Raw genomic sequence first — 15,468 nt, 5'->3', positions numbered from 1 at the left:
GGTCAGGAAACACCCGCAACTGGACCTTCATCGACGAGGTTCACCTAAACCCAGACAGCCCACAAACCAAGGAGTCCGATCAGAAGGCAGCTTGATTTGACAACCTCAGGCGACAACTAGCTTGACAACTTCCGCCAGCGCGGCTCGGCCATCTGGCCGTCCTTGAGCCACTTGGTGGCTGTGTTGCGCGAGATACCGAGGCGCCTGCTGGCCTCGCGCACCGACACGTCCTGCCTCAGCACGAGGCGGCGTAACTTGCTCAATGTGCTCACGTTGATCACTCCTGCTCCTCCGTGCTGAAAAATTCAGCAGGATAGAGCGGCAACGTGGCTCAGATTTCAACGTGAACGCGTCCCGAAATGGCCCAGTTTTGGAAATGAATCAACAGGTATCCCCTTCAAGCTTTTTGAAGCCTTGAAGGCGCATGAGCTTAACTGCCCGCATTGCGGGGCGAATGTTTTGCGTGATGTCGACAGCTGGTGGAGCCAGCAAGTCATTCACTGGGGCGAGAGTGAGTATCGATTTGCGGATCGCTTGATCTCTGTCTTGCTTTCCGCAACGGCGATCCGTCGGCTTGGCGCGACGGTGATGGCAAGTGATGAATATTCGCTCGAAAACGTCTTGTCTCTGGCTGAGCCATCGAAGCATCCTTTCGGCCACTGGACGCGTCGCGTCATGCAAGCGCATGGGGTCAAAACATATGCAGAACTTGCGAACACTCTTCCTTTCGATACGGAAGCCAAAACCATCACCGATCAGCGATTGCGCAAGTGGGCCAGTGGGCGAGGTGACTTGATATCTCTAGCCGCAGGACATCAACTGACCGCAGGCCTGACCCAAAAGTCCGATCTAGACAACCAGTTGATTGAAGCCCGAGTCATAGCATTTGCCGTTGATTTCTTGTGCGCGGCCACGCCTGAAGTCGAACCAGATCGGTCAGGTGTACAGGCCATCGTGTACCAGCGATTGAGACGTTTGCGGGACAACGCGGTGCTGGCCATAAAGGTTGCCTCTGCTGGCAATGTCTCGATAGTACGGGCGATAGCCTGAGCATCCACGCGAATGCCGGATTCCTCATGGGGCTATGAGTGTTTGAAACTCGAAATATGCTGCCTGTGAGGGTCGCCTCGAAGGTTCGCAGTTGGCCGCCTGTGAGTCCAGTTATCCGGTAAAAGGGGAAGGCCAGGTAGCTGAGATCAGCCTAAATTGCTCGGCACAATGACTTCTCTTGACCCCTATCTGCGCTGGCTATCTGACCAGCGCGGCGCGACCGGAATTTTGCAGTAACCGTGTCAGTAATTTTTCGCTAACGTGGCGAAGTTTTACTTTCACTGTCGCCTGACAAATCAGATATCGATATTCCCCGCCCGCAGCGCATTGGTCTCAATGAAATCGCGGCGCGGTTCCACTTCGTCGCCCATCAGCATCGTGAACACGCGGTCGGCTTCAATGGCGTCGTCGATCTGCACGCGCAGCAGGCGGCGCACGGTGGGGTCCATGGTGGTTTCCCAGAGCTGGGCTGGGTTCATTTCACCCAGACCTTTGTAGCGCTGGCGGCTGGTGGTGCGCTCGGCTTCGCTGATGAGCCAGCGCATGGCGATGCGGAAGTCGCCTACTTTTTCTTCTTTTTGCTTGTCGCCTTCACCGCGCATGACCTTGGCGCCGTCGCCCAGCAGGCCGCGGAAGGTTTCGGCGGCCACGGCCAGGGCGGCGTAGTCGGCCCCGTGCACAAAGTCTTGCGTGAGCACGCTGCTTTTCACGTTGCCGTGGTGGCGGCGGCTGATGCGCAAGATGGGTTTGTCGGTGCGGGCGTCAAATTCGGCCGCCACTTCGGCGGGCACGCCGGTGGTGGTGAGTTCGCGCAGTTTGGCTTGCAGCGCCACGGCGCTGGCTTCGGCCTGCTCCATGTTGTCCAGGTTGAGCGACACGCCGTCGGCAATGGAGCGCAGGGCTTCGGCGTCCATGAAGTTGGACAGGCGGGCAATGACGTGTTCGGCCACCTGGTGCTTGCGCGCCAGTTCGCCCAGGGTGTCGCCTTCGAGCGTGGCGGCGGTGGCGCCGCCGGTGAACACTTTGGCGTCTTTCAGGGCAATGCGCAGCAAGAAGCCGTCGAGTGCGGGCGCGTCTTTCAGGTACAGCTCTTCTTTGCCGGCCTTCACTTTGTAAAGCGGGGGCTGCGCAATGTAGATGTGGCCGCGCTCCACCAGCTCGGGCATTTGCCGGTAGAAGAAGGTGAGCAGCAGGGTGCGGATGTGGGCGCCGTCCACGTCGGCGTCGGTCATGATGATGATGCGGTGGTAGCGCAGCTTGGCGACGTTGAAGTCGTCTTTGCCGTCGCTGCTGGCGCCTTCACCGCCGGCTTTGCCGATGCCGGTGCCCAGCGCGGTGATGAGCGTCAAGATTTCGTTGCTGGTCAGCAGCTTTTCATAACGCGCTTTTTCCACGTTCAGAATCTTGCCGCGCAGCGGCAAGATGGCCTGGAATTTGCGGTCGCGGCCCTGCTTGGCCGAGCCACCGGCGGAGTCGCCCTCCACGATGTAGATTTCGCACAGCGCCGGGTCTTTTTCCTGGCAGTCGGCCAGTTTGCCGGGCAGGCCCATGCCGTCGAGCACGCCTTTGCGGCGCGTCATTTCGCGTGCTTTGCGGGCGGCTTCGCGGGCGCGGGCGGCTTCCACAATCTTGCCGCAGATGATCTTGGCGTCGTTCGGGCGCTCTTGCAGGTAGTCGGTCAGCAGGCGCGAAACGATGTCTTCCACCGGGCCGCGCACTTCGCTGCTCACCAGCTTGTCCTTGGTCTGGCTGCTGAACTTGGGCTCGGGCACCTTCACGCTCAACACGCAGCACAGGCCTTCGCGCATGTCGTCGCCGGTCACTTCAACCTTGGCCTTTTTGGCAAACTCGTGTTCTTCAATGTATTTGTTGATGACGCGCGTCATGCCCGCGCGCAGGCCGGTCAGGTGGGTGCCGCCGTCGCGCTGGGGAATGTTGTTGGTGAAGCACAGCACTTGCTCGTTGTAGCCGCTGTTCCATTGCATGGCCACTTCCACGCCGATGTTGGTGCCCTGGTCGCTGGCGCGGTCACCGGTGGCGTGGAAGATGTTGGGGTGCAACACCGTCTTGCCTTTGTTGATGAAGCCCACAAAGCCCTGCACGCCACCCGCGCCCGAAAAATCGTCTTCCTTGCCGCTGCGTTCGTCTTTCAGGCGAATGCGCACGCCGTTGTTCAAAAAGCTCAGCTCGCGCAGACGCTTGGACAAAATTTCGTAGTGGAAGTCGGCGTTCTCTTTGAAGATGTCGTAGTCGGGCAGAAAGTGCACCTCGGTGCCGCGCTTTTCGGTGTCGCCGGTCACTTTCATGGGTGAAATCTCGACGCCGTTTTGCGTTTCCAAGATGCGGTTTTGCACAAAGCCGCGCGCAAAGTCGATTTGGTGCATTTTGCCTTCGCGGCGCACCGTCAAGCGCAGCCACTGGCTGAGCGCGTTCACGCAGCTCACGCCCACGCCGTGCAAGCCGCCCGAGACCTTGTAGCTGTTCTGGTTGAACTTGCCGCCGGCGTGCAGTTCGGTCAGCGCAATTTCGGCCGCCGAGCGCTTGGGCTCGTGCTTGTCGTCCATCTTCACGCCGGTCGGAATGCCGCGGCCGTTGTCTACCACCGAAATCGAGTTGTCGGTGTGGATGGTGACCATGATGTCGTCGCAGTGGCCGGCCAGCGCTTCGTCAATCGAGTTGTCCACCACCTCAAACACAAGGTGGTGCAGACCGGTGCCGTCGGACGTGTCACCGATGTACATGCCCGGGCGCTTGCGCACCGCTTCCAGGCCTTCCAGGATCTGGATGGCGCCCTCGCCATAGCCTTCGCTCGCGCCGGCCTGGTGGGCGTCGATGGTGGGCTGAAAGTTGGAGCTTTCCGTGCTGACCTCGCCAGTGTTGACGGAATCGGCGGGCTTGTTGGCTTCGGACATGGTGAAATTTCTCTGACTTCTAGAAACGCCAAACCCGCAGAGTGCGGGTCGGGCAAATGTGGCGGTATGAAGGGTTCCCACCCGGGCCAGCGCGGAACCGGCTTTGCCGGGCCGCTGCTGGCGCCCCCCAGTGGGGGGTAGCGCCGCAGGCGCTGCTGGGGGCGTCCATGTCCCGGGGCCTCAGATCCGCATCGGCATGACAACGTATTTGAACGCGTTGTCATCGGGGTTGGTCACCAGCGCGGAGCTGTTGCCGTCGGACAGTTCGATACGAACCATTTCCTGCGACATGTTTTGCAGCGCGTCGATCAGGTAGGTCACGTTGAAGCCGATTTCAATGGTGTCGCCACCGTAATCGATATCGAGTTCGTCGACCGCTTCTTCCTGCTCGGCGTTGCTAGACGCCACACGCAGCACGCCGGGCTCGATGTTCAGGCGCACGCCCTTGAACTTCTCGCTCGTCATGATGGCGGTGCGCTGCAGCGAAGCCAGCAGCGACACACGGCCCAGGGTGATGATGTTTTTGTGGTTACGCGGAATCACGCGGTTGTAGTCGGGGAACTTGCCTTCCACCAGCTTGGTGACGAACTCCATGCCGTCAAAGCTGAACTTGGCCTGGTTGGCCGCAAACTGCATTTCAATCGCGCCTTCCTTGTCGCTCAGCAGGCGCTGCAGTTCCAGCACCGTCTTGCGCGGCAAGATCACCTCTTGCTTGGGCACTTCCACATCCAGCGTGGCACTGGCAAATGCGAGGCGGTGGCCGTCGGTGGCCACCAGGCTGAGCTGCTGGCCTTCGGCCACAAACAAAATACCGTTCAGGTAATAGCGGATGTCGTGCACCGCCATGGCAAACGACACCTGGCCGAGCAGGCTTTTCAGGGTTTTCTGCGGCACGCTGAACGCCGGGCCGAAGCTGGCCGACTCTTGCACCAGCGGAAAGTCTTCGGGTGGCATGCTTTGCAGCGTGAAGCGGCTTTTGCCGCCTTTCAGAATGAGTTTGCCCGCGCTCGATTCCAGGCTCACCGACTGGTCACCCGGCATGGTGCGCAAAATGTCGATCAGCTTGCGCGCCCCCAGGGTGGTGGCAAAGTTGCCTTCGTCACCGTCCAGCTGCGCGGTGGTGCGAATCTGGATTTCCAGGTCGCTGGTGGTCAGCTGCACCGCCGAGCCGGTCTTGCGCAGCAGCACGTTGGCCAGAATGGGCAAGGTGTGGCGGCGCTCAACAATGCCGGCCACCGACTGCAGCGCAGCCAAAACCTTGTCCTGGGTCGATTTCAAAACGATCATGTCAGACTCTTTCGTCTCTGGTTAACTCGGTGGCCGGGTTCTGTTGCCCCGCTCGTATGGGCCTTGGCGCAGGCCAAACAGTCGCTATTTTCGCCTTTTTGCAGCGCCCACCCTGAAATGGGCCGCAGCGCCATGACCGCCGTGTTGCTGGGGCCGCCCAAGGGTGTGCACCGTGTCACGCGCCTCATCCCTTGAGGGTTTGTTCCAGCACGTGCAGTTGCTGGTTGAGTTCGGTGTTTTGCTGGCGCTCGGCGCCAATTTTCCGCACCGCATGCAGCACCGTGGTGTGGTCGCGCCCGCCAAACAGCTCGCCAATTTCGGGCAGGCTCTTCTGGGTCAGCTCCTTGGCCAGAAACATCGCAATCTGGCGCGGACGGGCAATGCTGGCCGGGCGCTTCTTGCTGTACATGTCCGCGACCTTGATCTTGTAATAGTCGGCCACGGTTTTCTGGATGTTTTCCACCGAAATCTGCCGGTTCTGAATGGAAAGCAGGTCTTTCAGTGCATCGCGCGCCAGCTGGATCGAGATTTCCTTCTGGTTGAAACGCGAATAGGCCAGTATTTTGCGCAGCGCGCCTTCCAGCTCGCGCACGTTGGAGCGCACGTTTTTCGCCACGAAAAACGCCACCTCTTCGGGCATCACCGCGTGTTCCACGGCCGCTTTGTTGATCAGAATCGCCACCCGCATTTCCAGCTCGGGCGGCTCAATGGCCACCGTCAGACCCGAATCGAAGCGCGAAACCAGGCGCTCATGGATGTCGGCCAAGCCCTTGGGGTAGGTGTCGCTGGTCAGCACGATGTGCGATTTGCGCGCCAGCAGGGCTTCAAACGCGTTGAAGAACTCTTCTTGCGTGCGCTCTTTGTTGGCAAAAAACTGCACATCGTCGATCAGCAGCAGGTCCAGCGAGTGGTAACGCTCTTTGAATTCGTCAAACGTTTTGCGCTGATAGGCTTTGACCACGTCCGACACGAATTGCTCGGCGTGGATATAGAGCACCTTGGCCTGTGGACGATCGGCCAGCAGGTGGTTGCCAATGGCGTGTACCAAGTGGGTTTTGCCCAGGCCGACGCCGCCGTAAATAAACAGCGGGTTGTACAACTGGCCCAGGCTGCCCGCCACGTGCATGGCGGCAGCGCGGGCCATGCGGTTGGCCGAGCCTTCCACCAGGGTTGAGAAGGTAAGTGCCGGGTTCAACCGGGTCTTGGGGGCGCTGGGGCTGGCCACTTCCACGGGTGCCAGGTCGGGCAGTTCGGCCAACACCTGTTCTTGCACCGTGCGAGGTGCCGGTGACGTGCGGCTGGGGCCCTCACGCGGAGCGAGCACCAACTCCAGATTGACCGGTGAGCCGTTCACGGCTTCCATCAGTACCGTGATACGGGCCGCGTATTGGGCGCGAATCCAGTCGAGCTTGAACCGGTTTGCCACCGACACCACCACTTTGCTGCGGTCGGCGGCCACGGTGGCCGACAGGGGCCGAATCCAGGTGTTGAACTGCTGCTCGGGGATTTCCTGGGCCAGGCGGTCCAGGCAGGTGAGCCATAAAGACTGGGCGTCAGTGGGCGGAATGTCTGGGGTGGTGCCCTCGGTCATGCTGGGAATGGCGGATACGCTGTTATTGTGGACAAATGGCTCGGGGCAGACCGCTGATTGTAGTGCGCGCACCAACTTATCCACAAGCTGACACCCGCGCTCTGACCGGTGAAAACAGGGCTTTGCTGATGTGTTGGAACGAGATATACCTGCAAGTGCTTGCCGCGCATCGGGTTTCTTTGCGATAATTGCGGGTTTCCCCGATTTCTACTGAGCACCATGAAACGCACTTACCAGCCTTCCAAGATCAAACGCGCCCGCACCCACGGCTTCCTCGTCCGCATGAAAACCCGTGGTGGCCGTGCTGTGATCAACGCTCGCCGCGCCAAGGGCCGCAAGCGTCTGGCCGTCTGAGCCCGCGCGTGCTGTGCCGCTGTCGGCCGGCCCGGCGCAACCACTGAACGGGCCTGAGGGTTCAGCAGTGGTGCAGCGGCTCAAGTCCAGGCAGCAATTTCAAGCCGTTATGGCGGGTGCCCTTGTGGCCAAAACCCCCCACTTCGCCTTGCACCGTGTGGCGTTGGACGCTGCACATGAGAGCGCCCACGAAGGTCGGGCGCTTTTTCCTGTCGCCGATGCTTGGTTGGGTGTACTCCTGCCCAAGCGCTGGGCGCGCCGCGCGGTGACGCGCAACGCCATTCGTCGCCAGATTTACGAAGCCGCTCGCGAAAAAGCCCACCAGCTGCCGCAGGCGGCGTTTGTCGTTCGTCTGCGCACCGAATTCAGCCGCAAGCAGTTTGTGAGCGCCACGTCCGACGCTCTGAAACGCGCGGTGCGGGCCGAGCTCGACCAATTGCTGGACCGGGTGGTGCAGCGGGTGCCTGTTGTGAAGGCGCTCAGCTCTGCGGTGCCCGCTTCTCCAGAGGTGCCCCATGCTGTCTGACTGGCCGCGCCAAGGCCTGATGGGTCTGGTCAAGGGTTACCGTTTGCTGCTCAGCCCCTCGCTGGGCAGCAGTTGCCGTTTCGAGCCTTCGTGTTCTGTCTATGCCCTGGGCGCGCTGGAGCGCCACGGTGCGCTGGCGGGCAGCTATCTCACGCTCAAGCGGCTGGGCCGCTGCCATCCCTGGTGCGAAGGCGGCTTTGACGCGGTTCCCGAGGCTGCGCCCGCTTTGTTTTCCCGTCTGATTTCACCCCCCTCAGAAAAGAAGAACCCGTCATGAATGACATCCGTCGATCCATCCTGTGGGTGGTTTTTGGTCTTTCGATGGTCCTGATCTGGGACAAGTGGCAGATCCACAACGGCCAGAAGCCCACCTTTTTCCCAGCTTCCGCCGTGACCGCACCGGCCCCGGTGGCTGGTCAGGCGCCTGCTGCCGATGCCAGCCTGCCGTCTGCGGCGGGTGTGGCCGCTGTCAGCGGTGAAGCGCCTGCGGGTGCGCCATCCGCTGCGGCGGTGCGTCACGAAGTCACCACCGACGTGCTCAAGCTGGTGTTCAACAGCGAAGGCGGCTCGGTTATTGATGCCCAGCTGTTCAAACACGCCGAAGCCACCGGATCTAGCGAAGACCAGGAAGACAAGCCGTTCACCCTGTTGACCCAAAACGCCAACAGCACGTACGTCGCACAGAGCGGTTTGATTGGCGGCAGTTTCCCGACCCACAAAACCCCGATGACGCTGGTGCCCGGTGCCACGTCGCTGGCCGAGGGCCAGAACGAGCTGCAGGTGCGCTTTGAGTCGGCCGAGGTGGGCGGCGTGAAGCTGGTCAAGACCTACACCCTGACGCGCGGCCGCTACGACATGACGGTCCAGCACGACGTGGTGAACAACAGCGGCCAGGCCGTGAGCCCGCAGCTGTATCTGCAACTGGTGCGCGACGGCAACAAGCTCAGCAGCGAAACGCCGTTCTATTCCACCTTTACCGGCCCGGCCATTTACACCGAGGCGCAGAAATACCAGAAGGTGGAATTTGCCGACATCGAAAAGAACAAGGCCGATTTCGAGAAGTCCGCGACCAATGGTTATGTGGCCATGGTGCAGCACTACTTTGCCACCGCCTGGGTGCTGGGCGAGGGTGTGGCGCGTGACAACTTTGCCCGCAAGATCGACAACAACCTGTACGCGGTAGGTGCCATTACCGCACTGCCCGCGGTAGCCCCTGGCCAGACCCAGAGCGTGCAGGCCCGTCTGTTTGTAGGCCCGCAAGCCGAGAAGGTGCTCGAGACCATCACCCCCGGCCTGGAGCTGGTGAAAGACTACGGTTGGCTCACCATTTTGGCCAAGCCGCTGTACTGGTTGCTGGAAAAAATCCACGGCTTTGTGCAGAACTGGGGCTGGGCCATCGTGCTGCTGGTGGTGCTGATCAAGGCGGCTTTTTACTGGCTCAACGCCAGCGCCTACAAGAGCATGGCCAAGATGAAGGCGATCAACCCGCGCATCATGGAAATGCGCGAGCGCCTCAAGGGCAACCCACAGGCGATGCAGCAGGAAATGATGAAGATGTACCGGGAAGAAAAGGTCAACCCGCTGGGTGGTTGCTTCCCCATTCTGATCCAGATCCCCGTGTTCATTGCGCTGTACTGGGTGCTGTTGTCGAGCGTGGAAATGCGCAACGCGCCTTGGCTGGGCTGGATCACCGACCTGTCGTCGCCCGATCCCTACTTCATCTTGCCGCTGGTGATGGCCGTGACCACCATGATCCAGACCGCGCTGAACCCGCTGCCACCCGATCCGCTGCAGGCCAAGCTGATGTGGATGATGCCGCTGGTGTTCTCGGTCATGTTCTTCTTCTTCCCGTCCGGCCTGGTGCTGTACTGGATCACGAACAACGTGTTGACCATTGCGCAGCAGTCGTTCATCAACAACCGCATGGGTGTACCGCTGAAATTCACGCTGCCGTTTGACTTGTTCAAAGGCAAGCCTGCTGCCAAATAAGGCACCTGCTCCAGCAAAGGGCCGCGCAAGCGGCCCTCGCTGTTTCTGATCACCAAACGCACGCAAAATATTCGCCATGCTCAGCGCACAAACCGACCCCATTGCCGCCATTGCCACCGCGCCCGGCCGGGGTGCTGTGGGCATCGTGCGCGTGTCCGGCAGCGGTTTGAAGCCGTTTGTGCAGGCGCTCTTGGGCCGCGAGCTCAAGCCCCGCGAAGCCACCTACCTGCCGCTCCTCGACGCGCAGGGGCAGCCGATTGACCATGGCCTGGCGCTGTGGTTTCCAGGACCGCACTCGTACACCGGGGAGGACGTGCTGGAGCTGCAGGGCCACGGTGGCCCGGTGGTGTTGCAGCTGTTGCTGGCGCGTTGCCTGGCGGTGGCGCAGTCGGCCACCACCGAGGGCCAACCGCTTTTGCCGGGGCTGCGCCCGGCGCGCCCGGGCGAATTCACCGAGCGGGCGTTTCTGAACGACAAGCTCGACCTGGCGCAAGCCGAAGCTGTGGCCGATCTGATCGACGCCAGCACCGAAGCGGCTGCACGCAGCGCGTCGCGCTCGCTGGCCGGGGTGTTTTCCGAGCGCATCCACACCTTGCGTGACGCGCTGATTCACCTGCGCATGCTGGTTGAAGCGACGCTGGACTTTCCGGAAGAAGACATCGATTTTTTGCAAAAGGCCGATGCCATGGGCCAACTGCAACGGCTGCGTAGCGCACTGGCCGACGTGCAGGGGCAGGCCCGCCAGGGCGCCCTGTTGCGCGACGGGCTGAAGGTGGTGATTGCGGGCCAGCCCAACGCGGGCAAAAGCTCGTTGCTCAACGCGTTGGCCGGTGCCGAGCTGGCCATCGTCACCCCCATTGCGGGCACCACGCGCGACGTGGTGCAGCAGACCATCCAGATCGAGGGTGTGCCGCTGCACGTGATTGATACCGCCGGCTTGCGCGACAGCCCGGATGTGGACGAGGTGGAGAAAATTGGCATTCAGCGCGCCTGGGGCCAGATTGAGCGGGCCGATGCCGTACTGTTTTTGCACGATCTGACCCGCAGCGCCAGCGCCGACTACCAGGCCGCAGACGCCGCGATTGCCGGGCACCTGAGCGCGGCGCTGCCACCGGGTGTGGCGGTGTTGCAGGTGTGGAACAAGCTCGACCAGTGCCCGGCCGATGCCGAGGCGGCATTGGCTGCACGCCTGCAGGCTGGCGACTTGGCGCTGTCGGCCAAAAGCGGCGATGGACTGGAAACCCTGCGTCAGCGTCTGCTGGCCCTGGCGGGCTGGCAGCACGCGGGTGATGGCTTGTTCATGGCGCGGGAGCGCCATTTGCAAGCGCTCAAGCGCGTGGGAACCCACCTGGACAGCGCCCACGCGCTGCTGGCTGCGGGTGCCGAGCATCTGGACTTGCTGGCCGAAGAGCTGCGGCTCGCGCAGCATGCCTTGTGTGAGATCACCGGTGAATTCACCGCCGACGATTTGCTCGGCGAAATTTTTTCGCGTTTTTGCATCGGAAAGTGAGCCGCCGCGCGCCGCCCGGCGCTGCCCGCGCACCGTTGGGAGTGCAACTGTAAGAAGCCGTAAAAGCGCCTTGCCCTTAGGCGCTGCCCGCGGTTATCTTGGCGGCATGAACGCTTCTTCTGCGGCCGCATCGCGCTACGACATCCAGGGTTTGGCGCAGTCCATGCGCCATTGCAATGCCTTGGATGCGGTGCCCCTGAGCCTGAGCGAGGGCCAGTGGACCACGTTGGCCAATTACCTGCAGCCGGTCAGCCTGTCGCAAGGGCAGGTGCTGATTGAGCAAGGCGTGAAAGACCGCACCGTGTATTTCGTCGAAAGCGGCAGCCTCACGGTGCACTACGAAGACGATCGTGAGCGCATCCGCATTGCCATGGTGGGCGCGGGTTCTTTGCTGGGGGAAGGCGCTTTCTTCAGCCATCTGCCCCGCAGCGCCACCGTGCATGCCGGGTCGGATTGCCGGCTCTGGTGCATGACACCGCTGCGCTTTCGTGAGCTGTCCGTGCGCCACCCTGATGTGGCACTCGACCTGGCTGTGGCCATGTCGGCCGTGCTGGCCCGGCGCATGTACAACAAACCCAAACGGGTGGCGGTCACCTGAGCGCCGTGCGCCGGGCCACCGATTCATCAGCGCCGGTATTGCACCGCTTTTTCACCCACTGCCCTGCGCGGTTTTCGCCATACTTTGCCCATGTCCTTGTTCAGCTGGCTGCAAGCTAAAAAAACCAGTCCCCTGCGCAAACCGGGCGCTGCGCGGGCACGCCGTGGGTTTGCCCAGACCAACCTGCCGATGATCTCGCCGCGCCGCGGCCGGCGCATCTTGCGGCGCGAGCAGCTGTTTTCGGTGGTGCGCGAGTCGCTGATCCGCGGTGGCGTGCTGTCCACCAGTTACGAGTTCAAGGTGCTGACGCTGGACGCCAATGGCGATAGTTTTTTGGTGCTGATCGACCTGGCACTGCCCGCCGAGGTGATGCCCGACGAGTACCTGCTGGAGATTGAGCGCTGGATACAGTCCAGCGCCCAGTCGCGCCACACGATGGAGGTGCGTTCGGTGTACTGGCGGCGCAAGGCGGTGCACGACCAGCGGGGCATGGCGTTGAAGGCTGCGGTGGCGGCGCAAAGGCGGCGCGACGTGCCGCTGCCCAGCGACACCGCGATTCCGGCCCCGCTGAAACCGGTGCCTGCTGCCCGGGCGCAGCCGGTGGCACCCGGCGAGGTGGAGGCCTTTCGGCGCGCACTGCAAAGCGCAGCACCGCCGGTGCGGCGTGAGCCGCCTGAGGCCGACCTGTTGTTGCCCGTGCCCGAGTCACACAGCGACTTTTCAGCGCTGAGTGAGACTCAGCACGGCAAGTTGTGAAGGCAGCGCGGGCTCAGGCTGCTCAGTGCCCGGCGAAATTCAGCAGTGTGAACAGCTTCAAGCCCGAGGCGCGCAGCTTGTCAGAGCCGCCCAGTTCGGGCAGGTCCACGATGGCGGCCCCTTCCATCACCTCGGCCCCCAGCTTTTCCAGCAGCCGGCAGCCGGCCATCATGGTGCCGCCGGTGGCAATCAGGTCGTCGATCAGCACCACGCGGTCGCCCGGCTTCACCGCATCGGTGTGCAGTTCCACGGTGGCGCTGCCGTATTCGAGCTCATAGGTTTCCTGCACCGTGGTGAACGGCAGCTTGCCTTTTTTGCGAATCGGCACAAAGCCCACGCCCAGTTCGTAGGCCAGCACCGAGCCAATGATGAAGCCGCGCGCGTCCAGACCGGCCACGACGGTGGGCCGCAAGGCTGGATCCATGTAGCGGTGGACAAACACGTCGATCAGCACGCGAAACACCTTGGGGTCTTGCAGCAGCGGCGTGATGTCACGGAACTGCACGCCGGGCGCTGGCCAGTCGGGCACGGTGCGGATGTGGGATTTCAGATAGGCAGAGGTGTCCATGGGGTCGGGTCCGTTGAGCGGCTTTCATTATCGCCCCGCCCAGGAAAAAACCCCGGTTTGGAGCCGGGGTTTTGGGTGCAGAGGCGGGCGCCGGGTCAGGCCATGGGCTTGAACTGGTAACCGTTGCCTGCCGCTTCCAGGGTACCAAACGCCGGGAATGGGAAGTGGAAGCCACCGGCCACGGTTTTGTCTTTCACCAGCATGTCAAACACGCGGCGGCGGGTTTGCTTGGCCATCTCGGCGTCCATGTCAAAGGCCACCGCCCATTCGGGGCTGCGCGCAAACAGCGACGGCACGTTCACCACATCGGCCACGTACACAAACGATTGGCCTTCGGAGCGGATGGTGAAAATGCTCATACCAGGGGTGTGGCCAAAGGCGGCCGACGATGTGATACCGGGGGCGATTTCTGCGCCGGGTTCAAACATGACCAACTGGCTGGCGGGCAGGCTCCCAACGGTTCGGCGCACCGCCTGGAACGCGCCCTTCATGGCGGGTGGCGCGGCTTCCATGCGTGCGTCGTCCATCCAGTGGGCGTGCTCGGGCGCGGGCACATGCACCTTGGCGTTGGGGTACACCAGCGAACCGTCTTTGGCGCGCAGGCCGTTGATGTGGTCGCCGTGGTAGTGGCTCAAGATGACGTGGTTGATGTCTTCCGGCTTGTAGCCGGCCGCGGCCAGGTTGGCGCGCAGCTTGCCGGTGGTCGGCGGGCCGTTGTCGGCAAAGCCGGTGTCGATCAGGAACTTGGTGTTGCCGCTGATGACGAGGAACGCGGTGAACGGAATGTCCACGTAGTCGGTGGGCAGATTTTGCGAAGCCAGCAGGGCTTTGACCTGCTCAAGTGGTGCGTTGCGCACAAACTCTTCACCCAGCGGGCGGCGCACGGCACCGTCGTTGAGCGCAATGATTTCCATGGCGCCCAGCTTCATGCGGCGAAAACCGACCTCGGGCAACACGGGTGCGCCGACATTGGGCGCGCTCTGCGACCACACGGACGAGAAGGTGAGCGCAGAGGCGCCCGCGATACCGGCACCCAGGAAAAGTCGGCGGTCCATCATGTTGCTGCTCCAAATTGGTAAGGAGCCGAAAGCATACAGACTGACTGGTCGCCATGTATACCAATCGTTCCATTTAACCACCAGGCTGTCATGGGATTGGTGTGGGGCGGGGCGCTCAGCCCGACAGCAACTTGTCCTCGGCCAGCGCGAGCGCCGGCGCCTTGCCGCTGAGCACCAGGGTGTCGCCGCCTTCCAGCACCGACGCGTCGCTGAACGCACTGGGCAAGCCGTTGGCCCGGCGCAGGCTCACCAGGCGCACGCCCACAGCGTCCAGCGCCAGGGCACCCAGCGTTTTGCCCACGGTGCGCCCCGCCGCCGGCATGGTCACGGTGTGCAGGCGCTCGTGGTCGACCTCGTCCATGCTTTCGTCGCCTGCGCCGTGGAAATAGCCGCGCAGCAGGTTGTAGCGCGCGTCGCGCTGGTCTTGCACCACGCGGATGACGCGGCGCATGGGCACGCCCACCAGCGCCAGTGCGTGGCTGGCCAGCATCAGGCTGGCCTCAATCGCTTCGGGCACCACCTCGGTGGCGCCCGCCTGGCGCAGTTTTTCCAGGTCGGTGTCGTCCACCGTGCGCACCACCACCGGCACGTTCACCGCCTGTTCGTGGGTGTGGTGCAGCACCTTGAGCGCGCTGGGCGTGTCCAGGTAGGTCACCACCACCGCGCTGGCGCGGTGCAGGCCGGCGGCCATCAGGGCTTGCAGGCGCGCGGCGTCGCCATACACCACCGAATGCCCGGCCGCAGCGGCCTGGCGCACGCGGTCGGGGTCGAGGTCGAGGTCGAGCGCCATGTAGGGAATGCCTTCGGCTTCCAGCAAGCGCGCCAGGTTTTGGCCACAGCGGCCGTAGCCGCAAATGATGACGTGCTTGTCGGCGTTGATGGCCTTGCGCGCGATGCTCGTCATCTGCACCGACTGCATCAGCCAGTCGCTGCCCACCAGGCGGCTCACGATGCTGTTGGTGTACAGAATGATGAACGGCGTGGCGAGCATGGAAATCACCATGCTCGCCAGAATCGGGTTGAACAGCGCCGGCGGCACCAGGTTGTTTTGCCCGGCCAGCGTCAGCAGCACCAGGCCAAATTCACCGCCCTGCGCTATTGATCCGGCCCTGTGAAGTCTTAAGCTGCATATCGAACGTGACGGTCCTGGAAGTAGCTCATGACGCGCTCGGGGTTTTGCTCCAGCATCGCCATGTGATCGTTGGCCGCATCGCGTAGCTTGGCCTTGGTTCGCACCGGCACGCGCTTGCCCATCTCCTGCTTCAAGTC

At 62.4% G+C, this 15,468-nt stretch carries 13 protein-coding genes and 3 pseudogenes; 8 read left to right on the top strand and 8 right to left on the bottom strand.

All coding sequences use genetic code 11. The annotated features are described in order from the left end of the window. Positions 1-119: 119 nt before the first annotated feature. A pseudogene (locus AC0GNR_RS18275) lies at positions 120-272 on the bottom strand (helix-turn-helix domain-containing protein); the annotation flags it as partial. A 187-nt stretch (positions 273-459) separates the two neighbouring features. On the opposite strand from AC0GNR_RS18275, the gene AC0GNR_RS18270 reads away from it, so the two are divergent. Then, complete coding sequence (locus AC0GNR_RS18270) at positions 460-1,050, top strand: hypothetical protein (RefSeq protein ID WP_472902249.1); 591 nt, start codon at positions 460-462, stop codon at positions 1,048-1,050. 296 nt (positions 1,051-1,346) lie between these two features. Here AC0GNR_RS18270 and gyrB read toward each other — a convergent pair whose 3' ends face one another. The 3 genes from gyrB to dnaA all read right to left on the bottom strand — a co-directional run bounded on the left by gyrB (position 1,347) and on the right by dnaA (position 6,840). After that, on the bottom strand, positions 1,347-3,962 hold the full coding sequence (gene gyrB, locus AC0GNR_RS18265; RefSeq protein ID WP_472902248.1) for a DNA topoisomerase (ATP-hydrolyzing) subunit B: 2,616 nt from the start codon (positions 3,960-3,962) through the stop codon (positions 1,347-1,349). A gap of 180 nt (positions 3,963-4,142) precedes the next feature. Beyond that, on the bottom strand, positions 4,143-5,249 hold the full coding sequence (gene dnaN, locus AC0GNR_RS18260) for a DNA polymerase III subunit beta (RefSeq protein WP_472902247.1): 1,107 nt from the start codon (positions 5,247-5,249) through the stop codon (positions 4,143-4,145). Between the two features lie 184 nt (positions 5,250-5,433). Further along, entirely contained in the window at positions 5,434-6,840 is a 1,407-nt protein-coding gene (gene dnaA, locus AC0GNR_RS18255; RefSeq protein ID WP_472902246.1) for a chromosomal replication initiator protein DnaA, read from the bottom strand. Between the two features lie 219 nt (positions 6,841-7,059). Here dnaA and rpmH point away from each other — a divergent pair, with 219 nt between their 5' ends. The 7 genes from rpmH (at position 7,060) to AC0GNR_RS18220 (ending at position 12,573) form a co-directional block, all read left to right on the top strand. Further along, positions 7,060-7,194, top strand: coding sequence for a 50S ribosomal protein L34 (gene rpmH, locus AC0GNR_RS18250; RefSeq protein WP_066096666.1), 135 nt, complete (start codon positions 7,060-7,062; stop codon positions 7,192-7,194). 70 nt (positions 7,195-7,264) lie between these two features. After that, positions 7,265-7,720 (top strand): ribonuclease P protein component, encoded by a 456-nt coding sequence (gene rnpA, locus AC0GNR_RS18245; RefSeq protein WP_472902250.1) that lies wholly within the window; start codon positions 7,265-7,267, stop codon positions 7,718-7,720. After that, positions 7,710-7,997: a membrane protein insertion efficiency factor YidD gene (gene yidD / locus AC0GNR_RS18240; protein WP_472902245.1), complete on the top strand. Its 288-nt coding sequence runs from the start codon at positions 7,710-7,712 to the stop codon at positions 7,995-7,997. The genes rnpA and yidD overlap by 11 nt, the downstream gene beginning before the upstream one ends. After that, positions 7,994-9,709, top strand: coding sequence for a membrane protein insertase YidC (gene yidC / locus AC0GNR_RS18235; protein ID WP_472902244.1), 1,716 nt, complete (start codon positions 7,994-7,996; stop codon positions 9,707-9,709). Before yidD ends, yidC begins: the two co-directional genes overlap by 4 nt. Before the next feature lie 76 nt (positions 9,710-9,785). Then, entirely contained in the window at positions 9,786-11,219 is a 1,434-nt protein-coding gene (gene mnmE / locus AC0GNR_RS18230) for a tRNA uridine-5-carboxymethylaminomethyl(34) synthesis GTPase MnmE (protein WP_472902243.1), read from the top strand. A gap of 106 nt (positions 11,220-11,325) precedes the next feature. After that, positions 11,326-11,817, top strand: a complete 492-nt coding sequence (locus AC0GNR_RS18225) for a Crp/Fnr family transcriptional regulator (protein WP_472902242.1) — start codon at positions 11,326-11,328, stop codon at positions 11,815-11,817. Between the two features lie 90 nt (positions 11,818-11,907). After that, entirely contained in the window at positions 11,908-12,573 is a 666-nt protein-coding gene (locus AC0GNR_RS18220) for a hypothetical protein (RefSeq protein ID WP_472902241.1), read from the top strand. A 22-nt stretch (positions 12,574-12,595) separates the two neighbouring features. Here AC0GNR_RS18220 and AC0GNR_RS18215 read toward each other — a convergent pair whose 3' ends face one another. The 4 genes and pseudogenes from AC0GNR_RS18215 to AC0GNR_RS18200 all read right to left on the bottom strand — a co-directional run. Beyond that, complete coding sequence (locus AC0GNR_RS18215) at positions 12,596-13,141, bottom strand: adenine phosphoribosyltransferase (protein WP_472902240.1); 546 nt, start codon at positions 13,139-13,141, stop codon at positions 12,596-12,598. Positions 13,142-13,236: 95 nt separating this feature from the next. Further along, positions 13,237-14,199, bottom strand: a complete 963-nt coding sequence (locus tag AC0GNR_RS18210) for an MBL fold metallo-hydrolase (RefSeq protein ID WP_472902239.1) — start codon at positions 14,197-14,199, stop codon at positions 13,237-13,239. A gap of 115 nt (positions 14,200-14,314) precedes the next feature. Next, a pseudogene (locus AC0GNR_RS18205) lies at positions 14,315-15,298 on the bottom strand (NAD-binding protein); the annotation flags it as partial. Positions 15,299-15,318: 20 nt separating this feature from the next. Then, positions 15,319-15,468: pseudogene (locus AC0GNR_RS18200) on the bottom strand (IS630 family transposase); the annotation flags it as partial.

It is taken from the genome of Hydrogenophaga sp. LT287, from assembly GCF_055702805.1.
Note: the sequence above shows the minus strand (reverse complement) of the source record. Positions and strands in the feature narration are given on the sequence as shown.

Excerpts from the sequence above, each read along its gene's own strand:
- yidD (WP_472902245.1), top strand. The coding sequence starts at position 7,710 with ATGCTGTCTGACTGGCCGCGCCAAGGCCTGATGGGTCTGGTCAAGGGT.
- mnmE (WP_472902243.1), top strand. The coding sequence starts at position 9,786 with ATGCTCAGCGCACAAACCGACCCCATTGCCGCCATTGCCACCGCGCCC.
- AC0GNR_RS18210 (WP_472902239.1), bottom strand. The coding sequence starts at position 14,199 with ATGATGGACCGCCGACTTTTCCTGGGTGCCGGTATCGCGGGCGCCTCT.
- dnaN (WP_472902247.1), bottom strand. The coding sequence starts at position 5,249 with ATGATCGTTTTGAAATCGACCCAGGACAAGGTTTTGGCTGCGCTGCAG.
- AC0GNR_RS18220 (WP_472902241.1), top strand. The coding sequence starts at position 11,908 with ATGTCCTTGTTCAGCTGGCTGCAAGCTAAAAAAACCAGTCCCCTGCGC.
- AC0GNR_RS18215 (WP_472902240.1), bottom strand. The coding sequence starts at position 13,141 with ATGGACACCTCTGCCTATCTGAAATCCCACATCCGCACCGTGCCCGAC.
- gyrB (WP_472902248.1), bottom strand. The coding sequence starts at position 3,962 with ATGTCCGAAGCCAACAAGCCCGCCGATTCCGTCAACACTGGCGAGGTC.
- dnaA (WP_472902246.1), bottom strand. The coding sequence starts at position 6,840 with ATGACCGAGGGCACCACCCCAGACATTCCGCCCACTGACGCCCAGTCT.
- AC0GNR_RS18225 (WP_472902242.1), top strand. The coding sequence starts at position 11,326 with ATGAACGCTTCTTCTGCGGCCGCATCGCGCTACGACATCCAGGGTTTG.
- yidC (WP_472902244.1), top strand. The coding sequence starts at position 7,994 with ATGAATGACATCCGTCGATCCATCCTGTGGGTGGTTTTTGGTCTTTCG.
- rpmH (WP_066096666.1), top strand. The coding sequence starts at position 7,060 with ATGAAACGCACTTACCAGCCTTCCAAGATCAAACGCGCCCGCACCCAC.